A 14,394-nucleotide genomic window follows, 5' to 3' on the forward strand; every position below is an offset into this window, starting at 1 on the left:
AGGGTGAAGGCCCCGGTCGAGGCCGTGGTGGCGGCAGGGGTGTCGGGGACGAGGTGGTCTGGCCCGAGGCCGCCGGCAGAACGGGAGCGGTGCCGAGGCAGCCGGGAGTCGCCCCGGCGGCGCCCTGGGAGCAGCCCGATCAGCCGGGCCGTAATCACGATCCGCACGAGGTGACCGTGCAACTCGACGGTGTGGGGCGCGAAGTGGACGAGGGATCGGGCCGGCACGCCGGCAGGAACGGGGACACGGCCGGCGCCGGACAGGACTCCGACGGGCCCGTCTTCGTCGACGAGTCGGGCCGGCGCCGGAACCTCTACCGCAAGCTCGGTATCGCCGTGGGCACCGCCTGCGCCGCGTACGCCGTGGTCATCGTCGGCACGCTGGTGTCCGGCAACTCGGACGCGCCCTGGCTGCCGGTGCCGATGCAGAAGGACGACAAGCCGGCCGGCCAGGTGGACACCCCTCCGCTGCCGGACGAGTCGGACGACCGGACCGACGAGGCCGACGGCTTCGTACCCGACTCCGGTCCGGGCGGCGGCCGTACGGGGGCCTCGTCCTCGCCGGGTGCCAAGTCACCGACCGGCTCCTCGGGGAAGGCCAAGCAGCCGGAGAAGTCGGCGAGCGCCGAGCCGTCGGCCAGGCCCAGCGCCGGTGCGACGCCGGGGCCGAAGCCCACCGTCGGCGTGAAGGACCCCGAGCCGTCCGCCTCGGCGCCCGAGCCGCCGAAGGTCGACCCCACCCCCTCGGCCTCGCCGCCCGCCTCGCCCACGCCCTCCGAGACCGGGTCCGCCGGCCCCGCTCCGGGCTCCGGCGGTTCGGACAACGTCGCCGGCGGACCGGCGTCCCCGGCGCCCGTCCAGTCCGTCGAGCCCGCCCCGTCCTCCACGCCGGACGGCTCGCCGAGCGCGCAGGAGCCGTCGGGTCCGTCGAGCCCGCAGAACCCGGAGAGCCCCGCCTGATGACCCGCTCCGAGCACGGCGGCACGCCCTCGCGTGCCGCCGCCAATCGCCGTACCCGCTCCACGCGTTCGACACCCGCCTCCGAGGGCGGCACCAGCGGCGCCGGTGCCATGTCCGGCGGCACCGCCCCCGGCGGCCCGACGCGCCCGTCCGCGAAGCGCTCGCGCAAGAGCCCGAAGAAGCGTTCCGCGCGGCGGCGGGTGCCGCTGCGCCAGGTGCTGCCCTGTGTGCTGCTCCTCGCCCTGATGGCCATGCTGATGCTGCGCGGCTATGTGCACAGCGAGATCCTCGCGGACCACCGCGTCGGGCCGCTGGTCTCGAACGACGAAGTGCCGAAGAAGATACTGAAGGGCGGGCCCGTCATCGACACCCGCTCCGGACGGCAGCTCGCCCTCGACGTCCCCGACTACGAGCTGGTGCTGACCTTCGACGACGGGCCGGACCCCGAGTGGACCCCCAAGGTCCTCGACATGCTGAAGAAGCACGACGCCAAGGCCGTCTTCTTCATCACCGGCACCATGGCCTCCCGCTACCCGGACCTGGTCCAGCGGATGGTCGACGAGGGCCACGAGATCGGCCTGCACACCTTCAACCACCCTGATCTCTCCCTGCAGTCCAAGGACCGCATCGACTGGGAGCTGTCCCAGAACCAGCTGGCCCTCGCGGGCGCGGCGGGCATCCGCACCTCGCTGTTCCGGCCGCCCTACTCGTCGTTCTCGGCGCGCATGGACAACCGGACCTGGCCGGTGACGCAGTACATCGGCGGTCGCGGCTACATCACCGTCGTCAGCGACACCGACAGCCAGGACTGGCAGCGGCCGGGGGTCGACGAGATCATCCGCCGGGCCACGCCCGAGCGCGGTGACGGCACGATCGTGCTGATGCACGACTCCGGCGGCGACCGCTCGCAGACCGTCGCCGCGCTGGACCGGTACATCCCCCGACTCCAGGTCAAGGGCTACAAGTTCGACACCCTGACCGGCGCGCTGAAGGCGCCCAGCGCGCACACCCCGGTCACCGGCCTCGGCCTGGTGAAGGGCAAGGTCTGGGTGACGCTGGTGCAGGTCTCCGAGAAGACGACCAGCGTCCTCGTCGTCGCCCTCGCCGTCGTCGGTGTCCTCGTCCTCGCCCGCTTCGGCCTGATGCTGGTCCTGTCGCTCGTCCACGCCCGCAAGGTCAGGCGGCGCGGCTTCCGCTGGGGGCCGGACGGGCCCGTCACCGAACCGGTGTCGGTGCTCGTGCCGGCCTACAACGAGGCCAAGTGCATCGAGAAGACGGTCCGTTCGCTGGTGGCGAGCGACCATCCCATCGAGGTGCTGGTCATCGACGACGGCTCCAGCGACGGCACGGCCGGCATCGTCGAGGAACTGGGCAAGGACCTGCCGGGCGTCCGCGTCGTACGGCAGCTGAACGCGGGCAAGCCCGCCGCCCTCAACCGGGGCATCGCCAACGCGCGGCACGAGATCATCGTCATGATGGACGGCGACACGGTCTTCGAACGGTCCACCGTCCGTGAGCTGGTCCAGCCCTTCGCCGACCCCCGCGTCGGCGCGGTCGCGGGCAACGCCAAGGTCGGCAACCGCGACACCATGATCGGTGCCTGGCAGCACATCGAGTACGTGATGGGCTTCAACCTCGACCGCCGGATGTACGACATCCTGCGCTGCATGCCGACGATCCCCGGCGCGGTCGGGGCGTTCCGTCGCACGGCCCTCGAACGGGTCGGCGGGATGAGCGAGGACACCCTCGCCGAGGACACCGACATCACCATGGCCATGCACCGCGACGGCTGGCACGTCGTCTACGCCGAGAACGCGCGCGCCTGGACCGAGGCCCCGGAATCCGTCCAGCAGCTGTGGTCCCAGCGCTACCGCTGGTCGTACGGCACCATGCAGGCGATCTGGAAGCACCGGGGCTCCCTCTTCGACCGGGGCGCCTCGGGCCGCTTCGGCCGGGTGGGCCTGCCGCTGGTCTCCCTCTTCATGGTCGTGGCCCCGCTGCTGGCCCCGCTCATCGACGTGTTCCTGCTCTACGGGCTGGTCTTCGGGCCGACCGAGAAGACGATCGGCGCCTGGCTGGGCGTCCTGGCCGTCCAAGTGGTGTGCGCGGCCCTCGCGTTCCGCCTGGACAAGGAACGCATGACCCATCTGATCTCGCTCCCGCTGCAGCAGATCCTGTACCGGCAGCTCATGTACGTGGTCCTGCTCCAGTCCTGGATCACCGCCCTCACCGGCGGCCGGCTGCGCTGGCAGAAGCTGCGGCGGACGGGGGCCGTGGGGCTGCCGGGCGCGCCGGACGGGGCGGCCGTGCCCCCGCAGACGGCGGGGCACGCGGGAGAGCGGAGGCCGGTCGGATGAGCACACTCACCCAGGACTCCACGCCTGCGCCGCCGACCCCACCGGCCGCGCAACCCGCGGGCCGGGACCGGTACTTCGACTTCCTCCGGGGCCTCGCCATCTTCCGGGTGGTGCTCTACCACCTGGCCGGCTGGAGCTGGCTGCCGCTCGTCTTCCCCTCCATGGGCGTGATGTTCGCGCTCGGCGGCAACCTGATGGCGCGCTCGCTCAAGCGCCCCGCGGCGGACGTCATCAGGGGCCGGCTCCGCCGGCTGCTGCCGCCGGTGTGGCTGCTGGGCGTCGTCGGGGTGACGGGGATGGTGGCCCAGGGCTGGAGCCCCGACCCGTACTGGCATCCCCTGTGGTGGTGGTTCCACCTCGCGTTCTGGATCCTCCCGATCAGCGAACCGCCGTACGCCGACGGCCTGCCCGCCGTGCAGGGCTTCATCGGCGCCGACTGGGCCGTGCAACTGGCCGGGCCCCTCTGGTACGTCCGCACGTACATCTGGTTCGTCGTGCTCTCCCCGCTGCTGCTGCGCGCGCTGCGGAAGCTGCCGGTGGTGACGGTCCTCACGCCGCTCGTGCTGGCCGGGCTGTTCGAACTGGGGCTCGTGGAGCTGCTGCCGGGCGAGCGGCTCGTCTCGGGGCTGACGGACTTCACCACCTTCGGCGCCTGCTGGATCCTCGGCATGGCCCACCAGGAGGGCATCCTCCAGCGCCTCCCGAGGTACGTCGTGCCGTCCGTGGCCCCGGTGGTCGCCCTGGTCGGCCTCTGGTACGCCCTGCGCGGCGACTACGCCCCCGGCCACGACCTGGACGACATGCCGTTCGCCCAGTCCCTGTGGTCGGTCGCGACGGTGGCGCTGCTGCTGCACTTCAGTCCGTCGTGGTCCGAGTGGCCGCCCCGGCTGCGGCGCCTCGACGGGGTGATCACCTTCCTCAACTCCCGTGCGGTGACGATCTATCTCTGGCACACCACCTGCATCATGATCGCCTCGACCCAGTGGGACCGGCTGTGGGACGTGGTGTTCCTCGAACAGCACGCGCCGTGGCTCCTGGAGAGCGTCTGGCCCGTGCTGGTCCTGACCTGGCTGCTGGTCATCGCCTGTGTCGTCGCGTTCGGATGGGCCGAGGATCTGGCGGCCCGCCGCAGGCCACGGCTGTGGCCGGTCCGCCGTGGGCGCCGTGTACTGACCCCGTAACCAACCGGGATACGCACTTGCGTACGACTGAGCGAGTGGTGGATGTTGGGCTGGCTGGAGGCAGGTGTTCCGCGCACGTCCCGCCTCGTCGAAGCGACCCAAGGAGTGACACCCGCCGATGACTCAGCCTCCCGGCCAGCCGCCGTACGACGGTTACGGCGCCCAGCCGCCGCAGCAGCCGCCGTACCCGGGGCAGTACCCGGCCCCGGGGCAGTATCCGCCTCCGGGGCAGGCGCCCGGCCAGCCGCCGAACCCGTACGCGACGGCACCGCAGCAGCCGTACGGGGCGCCGGGGATGCCGGGGGCTCCGGGTGCGCCGGGGGCGCCCAACTACGGTCCCCAGTACGGGGGTTATCCGCCGCCCCCGCCGCCCTCCGGTGGTAGCGGAGGCAAAGTCGCGCTCATCATCGTGGCCGCGGTGGCGGCGCTCGCGGTGCTCGGCGGGGGCGTCTTCCTGCTCACGAGCGACTCGGACGACTCCGACACGGCCCGGCCCGGCCCGGGCGTGTCGGCGTCGGCGAGCGATTCCGGGAGCCCGTCCGAGGAAGCCTCGGACGAGGCCACGGAGGAGGTCTCCGACACCCCCGACGGCGGCCTGGACGACGGCGGTTCGAGCGTCGCGCCCGCCAAGGGCGTCGAGGGCCAGTGGCAGGACGACGAGGCCCGCACCCTGACCATCGGCGCCGAGCAGACCACCGGCGAGGCCAAGGGCCAGCACCCGCTGTCCTACATCGACATGGTCGGCGGCAAGGGCATCATGACCGGCGTCGGCAAGTACCGCGACGACAACAACTTCCGTATGGCCCTCACCCCCATGGCCTCCAAGGACGTCAGCGACGACGACATCACCTTCGCCACGGTCCGCCGCTCCGGCGACGACGTCGTCATCACCTGGGAGGCGGGCGGCACGGACACGCTCAGCTACGTGGGCGAGTCGTCGAGCTGACCCGTCGCCGGGGGTGGGCGGGGGAGCCACCCACCCCCGGCCTACTTCCCGGTCGTCGCCGACCAGAGGGTGACCGCCAGCGCCGTGCACGAGGTCAGGGCGGCCAGGGACGGGAGGGGCCAGCGGGAGCGTTCCAGGGTGTCCAGACGGTCCTCGTGGTCGGAGAGGGTCTTGTCGGTCTGGTCGGCTCGCTGGAGGAGGAGGGCGAGGTCGCCGCGGGTGGTGGCGAAGCCGACGTCCACGGCGCGGCGCAGGCGCTCCAGCTCCAGGGCCACGGTGGCGCGTTCGTCACTGCTCACCATCGGCGCCCCCTTCGGGCTCGCGTCGCCTCAGCCAGCCGGGCAGCAGGCGTTCCACCGAGGGCAGCGACATCAGCCGGCTCAGCGCCGTGGCGGCGGCCACGAGGGTGGCGCAGAAGGGGAGTTCGGCGACCCCGGGGGTGTCGGCCAGCAGCGGGACGGCGGCGGCCACCGCCAACAGCGCCTGGAACGCCGTACGCAGGGCTCTGCGGTTCGAGTCGGTCATGGTCGGTTCACGGGGTCCTTTCAGGTGCGGGGGACGCGGAGCTTCGCCCAGCTCGTGGCGCCGGGGACGCCGTCCGCGTCGGTGCCGGAGTAGCCGAGCTTGTGCTGCCAGGCGGCGTAGGAGCGGCGGTCGGCGGCGGTCCAGGACGGGCCGGGGCCCACCTCGTACCGGCCGCAGCCCTCGGCGACCAGCCGTCTGCCCATGGCGGTGACGATCGCGCTGCGGCGGCCGGTGGTGAAGAACGCGGCCCCCGGGAAGGGCTCGTAGGAGCCCGGGGCAGGACGGGTGCCTCCGGTCGGCGCCGCGCCGAGGCGGTTCGCGATCCGTGTGCGCATGCCCGCCATCGAGAACGTCGGGTCGATCTTGCGGGTCGTCCACTCCTTGTGGCCGATGACCCGGCCCGCGCTCCAGCCGTGGGCGCGGCACACCGCCGCCGCGACCCTCTCCACCGCCGCCAGCTGTGCGTCGGGGTACGGGTCGCGGCCGTTGCCGAGGTTCTCGATCTCGAAGCCGTAGAAGTGGGCGTTGCCGTCGACCGCGTCCGCGCCGGGGCGGGAGGGGATCGTCGTCGTGTTCCGTACGGCGTTGTAGGTGGCCGTCGCGCCGCGGCCGGCGTGGTTGGTGCGGCCGTAGCCGACCAGGTGGACCGTGCCGTCCTTCGCGATGACCGCGATGCACAGGGGGCCCGGGAGGTTCGTCATGCCGGCGCGGCACAGGGCGACGCTGTCGCGGCCCGCCGTGTGGTGCAGCATCACGCCCTGCGCCGGGCCCCAGGCGCCGACGGTGTTGCGGTTGTGGGTGGACCAGCCGGTGTGCTCGTCGAGCGTGACGCCTTCGGCGCGCAGGGCCGCCTCGAACGCGGCGGCGGAGAGGGGTGTGGCCATGGGGTTGAGGTCCTTTCGGGCAGAGGAAAGCCCCGGTGCGCCGCGAGGGAAGCGCGGCGCACCGGGGCTGCGGTGAACGGGATCGGTGGGTGGGATCGGTGGGTGGGATCAGTGGGCGGGGTCAGTGGATCGGGTCGATCCTGATGAAGCGGTTGTCGTAGGCGACGGTGTTGGCGGTGGGGGTGGCGACGGAGGACCAGTAGGTCGGGGTCGCCGAGTACACCGTGCCGGGCGTGAGGCCCGTGACGAGGAACTGGCTGGAGACCGAGGAGCGGTCGGTGTTGTAGACGTTGGCGGCCCGGTCGATCGTGGACGCCAGGTACACCGAGCCGTCCGAGACCTTCCTGACCGTCGCGCCCATGTACCCGTTGGCGGCGACCGAGTTGTGCATCCAGCAGCCCACCGTGACGATCACCCGGCCCGTCGCCGGCGCAGTGAAGGCGGCCACCACCGGGTCGCCGGTCGCCCCCGACAGGGTCTCGGCCGGGGTCGTGGACGTCGTCGTACCGGCGTCGTTGTTGAAGAGGAACACCGGGACGGCGGCCACCGGCAGCCACCCCGCGCCGGTGTAGTGGGTGAGCTGGCCGGGGGTGTCGAGCCAGGCGACCATGCCGCGGACCGGGGTGGTGACCGCCGCGTCACGGGCGGCGGCGGTCGCGTGGTGCAGGATCGTGCGGCCGTCCACGGCCTCCGCGAGGGACCGCACGTGCAGGGGGATGTCGGCCGTGTCCGTGGGCTGGGGGTAGGGGAGGCCGTTGAGGGGTGTGTAGGCGGTCATGCCGTCTCCGTCTCTGTTTCCGTCTCTGTTTCCGATTCCGCGGCGTCGGGGTCGGCCTCCTGGTCTTCCTCGGGCTGTGGGGTGCCGGGGTCCGCGCCCGCCGGGCCGGTGGCGGGTGTCGGCTGGACGACGACCTCCTCCGGCTCGTCCGGAGTCTCGGGGGACTCCGGCTCTTCCGGCTGCTCCTGCGGCTCGGGCAGGGTCACCGTCACCTCGGCGGGCCAGGCGATGCCGGGCCCGGGGGCGATGTCGTCGACCGGCTCCGCCGCCGGTTCCGGTGCCGGCTCGGGCGTCGTCTCAGACATACGCGGACTCCTTCAGCTCGCCGTAGGTGAACCCGGCGGCGGTCAGCGCGCCCAGGGTCGGGAAGGCCGCGGTCAGCTGCGCGTACGTCGACAGGGTCACCACCACCGGGTCCGCCGGGGTGTCCGGGGTGAGACCGGTGTCGGAGGGCGTCCCGTTGGGCTGGGTGCCGCGCAGGGTGAGCGTCTGGCGTACGCCACCGTCCGCGACGGCCGTCGTGTTCACCCCGATCACCCAGGCCAGGGTGTCCAGCCGGGTGCCCGAGGTGTCGGTGAGCCGGACGACGTCGCCGAGCTGCACACGCGGGTCGTACAGCACCTCGACGTCACCGATCACCGGCACCGGGTACTGGCCGGCGTCGTGGAGCGCGTCGGCGATGCCCTGGGCCGAGGCCAGGTCCTGGATCCAGTCCGTGGTCTCGCCGGTGTGCTCCTGACGGCCGTAGAACCGCTCGCTGTCGGTGTTCGGGACGTAGGCGGTGGCCGGCCGTTCGACAGGGTCCGCCTTCGGCTTCAGCGTCATCAGGAAGACGGACGGCGTCCCGGTCTTGGTGGCCGTGTACAGCGGCTGGGCGGTGCGGTTGCTGAACCGCACGACCAGATAGCCGTCCTCACGGCGGGTCAGCACGTCGACCGCGCCCTTGACCGCCGTCGTGCCGGCCGCGGTGGTCGCGAAGCGGACCTGGGAGCCCGCCGTGACCACCGAGTCGTCGTCCGAGGTCGGCGGACCGATGTCGAACTCCTCCTCCGCCATCACGTACGACACCGTCAGCGTCCCGTTCGCCGGGATCGTGCGGACGACCGTGTCGGTGTACGTGGTGCCGGCCGCGGCCCCGAAGTCCTCCCACACCTTGGCGGGCTGGACGACGTAGTTGCGGCAGGCGTCGATCTCCTCCGTGAGGGTCAGCGAGGCGATGTCCCGGACCGAGGTGAGCGTGAGGTCGGCCTCGGTGGGCGGCGCGCCGAACCGGGTGTGGTTGCGCCACCGGAAGATGCCGCGCTCGTCGAACTCGGCCGTCGACATACCGGCCTTGGCGATCTGCCCGATGGCCTCCCACTGCGATCCGGAGACCCGGGGGATCGCGTACAGCGGGAGGATCGCGTCATCCAGCTGGGCGCCCTTGGTCCAGGTGCCGGTCTGCGCGAAGACCGCCGACGTCGGCATGCCCGACAGCCCGCTGGTGAGCTGGACGCCCTCCACGGCCATGTCGGTGGTGAGCTTCAACTCCCGCAGCTCGGAGGCGTACTGCAGCCCGTAGGTCTCGACGTACGTGCCGACGCCGCCCAGGTAGTGGGTGCCGTCGGGGCCGGTCAGCCGGGGCTGCACGGTCGGGTAGACCGAGGTGCCGGTGGAGCCGGTGGTGTCGAACAGGGCGCCGATGTGCCACGGTCCCTTGAGGCCGCGCACCCCGGGCCAGTACCACTGGAAGTACCAGTACGCGCCGTCCACGGTCGCCGAGACCATCCGTACGGTGCCCTCCGCGAAGTTCACCTCCATGCGCAGCGAGCCGCGCGCGGTGCCGGTGCGGTCCAGCAGGAGTTCCAGGGTGACCGTGTCGCCGGGGCCGAGGGCCGGGTTGACCCAGGCCTCCGCGAACAGCCTGGTCCCGGGCACGGTGACCCGGGAGCGCGGGAACCAGCTCGCGGTGACCCCGGTCTGCTTCGGCAGCAGCGCCATCTCGTGCGGGGCGCCGTCCCGGGTCCAGGAGTACGCGGACGCGGGCGGCAGCACCTCCGGCTGGCCGTACGGCGCGGCGAAGCCGCCGTGCAGACTCGCGTGGACCAGGGTCAGCGGCTGGCCCTCGACGAAGCCCGGGTGGCGGGCCGGCGGCGCGGTGAGCACGCCCGCCTGGCGCAGCAGCTCGTCCACGCACCAGGTGGCGGTGGCGACCGGCCGCCCGTAGTTGAACCCGGCGTACGGCTTGGGCAGTTGGGCCGGGCCGCGCAGCCGCTCGGCGCCGTCCAGCGCCGTGAGCTGCACGGTGTCGGTGCCGGCCTGCGCGGAGCGGGAGCGGACGGTGCCCCGGAAGGCCGGCAGGGTGCTCGGGCCGACCCCGCCCCGGTGCACCACGGACTGCCCCGGGCGGGCGAGGTCGCCGGTGGTGTGCAGCGCCCAGGGGGCGTACAGCTCGGGCGCCGACACCCCGCCCCTGCCGGACAGCTGCACCTGGAGCTGGGCGGCGGAGGAGCCGGAGAAGGCCCGCATCGCGGCCGGCAGGTCGGTCGCGTACGTCCGCTCCAGCTGCCACGACTGGACCTGCGCGGAGACGTCCTTGCCGCCGAGGCGGGTGGTGTGGACGGTGGTGCGCTCACCGGCCGCGAGCGCGGACTCGGTGGCGTCGTCAGCCTGCTGCACCGGACACCTCCACGAGGTCGAGGCTGAAGTTGCGGAACGGGAGCGGCCGGCCGGGGGTGTCGCTGTAGCCGGTCACGGACATCGGCGGCAGCCCGTCGCCGGGGACGCCGTCCGCCGCCGTACCGCCGTAGGTGAGGCAGGCACCGGCGAGGGAGTAGGTGCCCGCCGTGCCCGGCTTGGCGGTCGGGGTGACGAACGCGGCGCCGGCCGGGACGGTGCCGGTGACCAGCGGGCCGGTGGCGGAGACCGTGCTGAGGTAGGTGCCGGTGGGCCCCTTGAAGTCGAGGCCCACGCTCTCCGTGGCGAGCGCGGCGATCGCGGTCGGCGCCTGGAAGGAGACCTGGAGGCCGGGCGCGACCGGGAAGTTGCCGACGGTGCCGGCGCAGCGCCAGGCCAGGGCGCTGTTGACGTCCGCCGCGGTGAAGGTGAACGTGCCGGGGGCCGTGAGACTCTCGGTGACCGCGCCGGTCGAGGTGGTGAACCACTGGGCGAGCCCGGTGATGTCGGTGGCCTTGGCCGTGCCCCGGCCGAGGGCCTGGGCGGCGGTGAGGACGTTGCCGGAGGCCGGGTCCACGAGGAACACGGTCGGCGCGAGCGAGCTGTCCACGCGCCGGGCGATCCGGTCGAGCGCGCGGGCGTGCGCCGGCGGCAGCAGGTCCCAGGCCAGCTTGACGCGGCGTACGGGCGCGAGGTTGCGGGTGACGGTGACCCGGCCGCCGAGCGACTTGAACTCGCTGACGCCCAGGTCGGCGGTGCGGTCGAAGGACTTGGCGGCCTGATCGATCTCGTACATGGAACCGGGCGGGCCGATCCACAGGTTTCCCATGATGTCCCCTGGTGGGTGTGGGCGGGCGGGCGGATGGGCGGTTGCGGGCATGAAAAAAGCCGATGGCGGCGGACTGCCGAATGCCATCGACTGCTGTTGCTGTTGCTGTTGCTGTTGCTGTTGCTGGTCGGGTCGTCGGCGGCGGTGCTGCCGGGCCCCGGTGTGCGGTTACCGTCGGGCGAGCTGCCGCTGGCCGAGGAACACCGCGCGGGCGATCTCCTGGGAGTCGACCTGGATGACGACGGGCCGGTCGGCGAGGCGCTCCACGGCGGAGGCGAGGGTGCGCAGGCCCCCGCCGGAGCCGAGCATCCGCTCCAGCTTGGAGAGCGGGATGACGGCCTCGTGCTCACCGGCCTCACCGAGCAGCGCGAGCGTGCCGCCGGAACGGGCCTGCACGATGCCGCCCTTGGCGAGCTGCGGGACGGGGAGCGTCGGCAGGTTGAACTGGAACCCCTTGCCGCCGATCACCGGCACCCAGTCCGGCACCTTGATCTTGACCCGGTTCAGCGAGCCGATCAGCGCGTTCAGGCCCCGGATCAGCATCCGCGACGGCAGCATGAACCCGTTGACGACGCCCTTGAACAGCGGCCCGAGCATCTTCGCCGCCGACGACGAGGCGCTCTTGATGGCGCTCCACGCGGCGACGAGCCCGCGCTTCACCAGGGCGGCGACCTTGTCCATGTTGACGAACTGGGCGATCAGCGGACCGAGCAGAGTCATGATCAGCCCGAACGGACTCGCCGCCATGGCCAGGTTCAGCCCCTTCTGAGCGAGCGAGGCCCCCTTGAGCCCCTTGCCCAGGCTGCCCATCGACTTCCCGCCCTTGTCGGCGTTCTTCCCCGCCCTGCCGACGGACTTCTCGACGGCGTCGGCCTGCTGCTTGACGCCCTGGAGAGCGGTCTTGGTCTTGTCGGCGGACGACTTGAGCCTGTCGAGCGAGGACTTGAGCCGGTCGCTGCCCGTCCTCGCCTTTCCGACCCCGGTGTTGACCAGGCCCGCCTGGGACTTGAGTCTGCCGAGTGAACCGTCCAGCTTGTCCGTGCTGCCCTTCGCCTTCAGCAGGGCGGAGTCGACACCCGCGGCGGACGACCGAATCCTGCTCACCGCACTGTTGGCCCCGCCCGAGGAATCCTTGAGACCCTTCAATCCGGATGACGCCTGAGTGACTGCGGTGCGCATTCTCGTAAGACTTGAATGGGCCGAATTAATCGATTTGGTGAGGCTCATTTTTTTCGTTTCTCCTCAGAGTCTAGCCGAGGGATTCGGAGAGCTGGCGGACGCTGTTCTTGAGCTCGTTCTGCCTCTGCTTCAGCCCTTCCAGGGAACTGGTGATCTTCTTGACGCTCTCATCGGTCTCCTTCTTCGCCCGTTCGACCTGCTTCTCCTCGCTGTCGGCCTTCCGCTTCTGCTCCTGGATGGCCTGGAGGGTCCTGTCCAGCTTCTTCTTCTGTTTCTCAGCCTCCGTGTACGCCTCGCGGGCCAGTTTCTCGGCTCGCACCGCCTGGTCGGTGAGGAGTTTCGCGGACGTGGAGAGGTTGCCGCCGGCGCCTCCGGGGGAGCTGTTCGCCGCCGCGGCCGTCCGATTGGCGAGACGCAAGGTGTCGGCGGCGGTCTCATAGCGACGCTCGGCGGTCCTGAAGGCGCTCTCCGCCCGCAGGACCTTGGCCTCCAGCTTCCTGTCGCCGCGTTCCTCGTCGTCCCGCGCGTGCGGCCAGATGAACTTCTGCCGTCCCAGGAACGAGATGCCCTTCTCGTCGATCTTGAACGCCGTGAAATCGGCCTTGAAGAGCGTGAGACCGAGAGCCACGCCGGCGATCGCCGCCTTCGCGCCCTCCAGGTCCGCCTTGAGACCGGTGACCGAATGGCTCGCTCCCACGGCGATTTTCTTCACCCACTGACCTTCGTCCTGGGTGAAGTAGGTGTTCACGCCGAGGAATTTTGCGGGATCATCCCCGGTCGCATACTTTGCGCCTGCCATAACGCAGTCTCCTCTCCTGATGGTGTATCCGAAGGTTGTCCGGCGGCGATGACCGCGCTAGTGTGCTGCTCCCTGACTGTCACGCCGGGAAGGGGTTCGACTGTGCATCCGGCCATCTGGATAGTTGGAATTCTGGCTATTTCTCCTCTCCTTTTCCTGCCGTTCGCCTCGTGGCCGCTCGTCGTCCGAAGGAATCTGCGCCGACGTGGTGTCACGGTCCCAGGGAAATGCGTACGTGTCGTCTCGGACGAGGGCGCCTATTTCTCTGTCTACGAGTATTCGCCGGAAGGGCAGGAGAAGCGCCTGCGAGGCCGGACCGAGGGACGCGGCTGGCCGTTCGCCGACGAAGGGGACGAGGTCGAGGTCATCTACGACCGTTCCGATCCCCGGAGTTCACGGCTGTCGGTGGAACTCGGCGATGTCACCGGCTGGCGTTTCGCGACTTATTCGATCATCGCCTGGCTCGTTCTCTTCGTACCGCTGGAGATATACACCGTCATCTACTACGGCTGATGAGCCGGAGCGCCTGTGCGCCTGTGCGCTGTGCCGGAATGATTTCGCACACGACCTCAAACACCTTGCGGTGAAATGTACTTACTTCACAATTTACATGCGTGACGGACACAGCTTCGTCGAGTATCCTCCGCTTGCCCGAAACTCGCTGGTCAGTGTCGCTTTAGCGGAGAGGTGGCGAGAGGGCACCGGTTCTGCCGGTACGGGGATGAAGTGGCCTTCTTCGGGAGGCGGCGTGACGGGGGTAGTGCGTGGACGGGGAGCGCGGTACGGAGGTTGAGACGGGCGGGGCGGCTCCGGAGGTGGATGTCGCGTTACTCGTCGACGAGTTGGTCAGGCTGGTGCGGGCGCACGGCGGATCGGAAGTCGTGCTGTTCACCGCGGCCGAGATGGAACGGCGGGAGTTCGCCGCCTATGCGCATGGCTGGAACGATGCCCTGGCGTCGTTGCCCGCGCAGTTGCGGCGGCCCGAACTGACGCTGCTGGAAGGCGGCGTGATCATTCCCTTTCCGGGGGAGCCGGACGCCGGCGATGCCGAGGGCGCCGGACAGGGGGTGGCCGGGAATCCCGCCCCACCGCCCCGGAAACGGCGGCCCCGATTCGTCGAGAAGAGCGCTCGATCGAAGTCGCCGACCATCCCGAAGCTCGAACGTGGGTCATCCCGGCGGCCGGACCGCCGGGATTTTTTTGACCACTGACATGTGTGGCCGCCGCCGGACCGTGGACGCGTGTGCGTCCGTGTGCCGTTCGCTCGGCTCGCTCGGTTCGTTCCGTCCGCTCCGTCTGCTC

At 71.2% G+C, this 14,394-nt stretch carries 15 protein-coding genes; 6 read left to right on the top strand and 9 right to left on the bottom strand.

What is annotated here, in order from left to right; genetic code table 11:
* The first annotated feature begins 89 nt into the window (after positions 1-89).
* The 4 genes from J8M51_RS45525 to J8M51_RS45540 all read left to right on the top strand — a co-directional run bounded on the left by J8M51_RS45525 (position 90) and on the right by J8M51_RS45540 (position 5,443).
* Complete coding sequence (locus J8M51_RS45525; RefSeq protein ID WP_267300176.1) at positions 90-959, top strand: hypothetical protein; 870 nt, start codon at positions 90-92, stop codon at positions 957-959.
* Positions 959-3,316, top strand: a complete 2,358-nt coding sequence (locus tag J8M51_RS45530; protein ID WP_086757616.1) for a glycosyltransferase — start codon at positions 959-961, stop codon at positions 3,314-3,316. The genes J8M51_RS45525 and J8M51_RS45530 overlap by 1 nt, the downstream gene beginning before the upstream one ends.
* Positions 3,313-4,497, top strand: coding sequence for an acyltransferase family protein (locus tag J8M51_RS45535; protein ID WP_086757618.1), 1,185 nt, complete (start codon positions 3,313-3,315; stop codon positions 4,495-4,497). The genes J8M51_RS45530 and J8M51_RS45535 overlap by 4 nt, the downstream gene beginning before the upstream one ends.
* Positions 4,498-4,615: 118 nt before the next feature.
* A complete protein-coding gene (locus J8M51_RS45540; RefSeq protein WP_086757619.1) occupies positions 4,616-5,443 on the top strand; it encodes a hypothetical protein in 828 nt (275 codons plus the stop codon).
* Between the two features lie 41 nt (positions 5,444-5,484).
* Here J8M51_RS45540 and J8M51_RS45545 read toward each other — a convergent pair whose 3' ends face one another.
* The 9 genes from J8M51_RS45545 to J8M51_RS45585 form a co-directional block, all read right to left on the bottom strand.
* Positions 5,485-5,745 (bottom strand): hypothetical protein, encoded by a 261-nt coding sequence (locus J8M51_RS45545; protein WP_086757621.1) that lies wholly within the window; start codon positions 5,743-5,745, stop codon positions 5,485-5,487.
* Positions 5,732-5,968, bottom strand: coding sequence for a hypothetical protein (locus J8M51_RS45550; protein ID WP_086757623.1), 237 nt, complete (start codon positions 5,966-5,968; stop codon positions 5,732-5,734). The genes J8M51_RS45545 and J8M51_RS45550 overlap by 14 nt, the downstream gene beginning before the upstream one ends.
* 20 nt (positions 5,969-5,988) lie before the next feature.
* Positions 5,989-6,852, bottom strand: a complete 864-nt coding sequence (locus J8M51_RS45555; RefSeq protein ID WP_086757624.1) for a peptidoglycan-binding protein — start codon at positions 6,850-6,852, stop codon at positions 5,989-5,991.
* Between the two features lie 121 nt (positions 6,853-6,973).
* Entirely contained in the window at positions 6,974-7,630 is a 657-nt protein-coding gene (locus tag J8M51_RS45560) for a hypothetical protein (RefSeq protein WP_086757626.1), read from the bottom strand.
* Positions 7,627-7,935, bottom strand: coding sequence for a hypothetical protein (locus J8M51_RS45565; protein ID WP_267300181.1), 309 nt, complete (start codon positions 7,933-7,935; stop codon positions 7,627-7,629). The genes J8M51_RS45560 and J8M51_RS45565 overlap by 4 nt, the downstream gene beginning before the upstream one ends.
* Positions 7,928-10,288, bottom strand: a complete 2,361-nt coding sequence (locus J8M51_RS45570; protein ID WP_267300182.1) for a hypothetical protein — start codon at positions 10,286-10,288, stop codon at positions 7,928-7,930. The genes J8M51_RS45565 and J8M51_RS45570 overlap by 8 nt, the downstream gene beginning before the upstream one ends.
* Complete coding sequence (locus J8M51_RS45575; protein WP_086756926.1) at positions 10,275-11,114, bottom strand: hypothetical protein; 840 nt, start codon at positions 11,112-11,114, stop codon at positions 10,275-10,277. The genes J8M51_RS45570 and J8M51_RS45575 overlap by 14 nt, the downstream gene beginning before the upstream one ends.
* Before the next feature lie 168 nt (positions 11,115-11,282).
* A complete protein-coding gene (locus J8M51_RS45580; protein WP_264761017.1) occupies positions 11,283-12,218 on the bottom strand; it encodes a hypothetical protein in 936 nt (311 codons plus the stop codon).
* 145 nt (positions 12,219-12,363) lie between these two features.
* On the bottom strand, positions 12,364-13,041 hold the full coding sequence (locus tag J8M51_RS45585; protein ID WP_086756929.1) for a hypothetical protein: 678 nt from the start codon (positions 13,039-13,041) through the stop codon (positions 12,364-12,366).
* A gap of 153 nt (positions 13,042-13,194) precedes the next feature.
* Between J8M51_RS45585 and J8M51_RS45590 the strand changes: the two genes are divergently transcribed.
* Positions 13,195-13,605 carry a DUF3592 domain-containing protein gene (locus J8M51_RS45590; RefSeq protein ID WP_143673227.1) on the top strand — a complete coding sequence of 137 codons (411 nt, stop codon included), beginning with the start codon at positions 13,195-13,197 and terminating at the stop codon, positions 13,603-13,605.
* A 251-nt stretch (positions 13,606-13,856) separates the two neighbouring features.
* Entirely contained in the window at positions 13,857-14,303 is a 447-nt protein-coding gene (locus tag J8M51_RS45595; RefSeq protein ID WP_086756931.1) for a hypothetical protein, read from the top strand.
* Positions 14,304-14,394 lie beyond the last annotated feature (91 nt).

Origin of the sequence: Streptomyces griseiscabiei (genome assembly GCF_020010925.1) — a bacterium.
Lineage (GTDB): Bacteria > Actinomycetota > Actinomycetes > Streptomycetales > Streptomycetaceae > Streptomyces > Streptomyces griseiscabiei.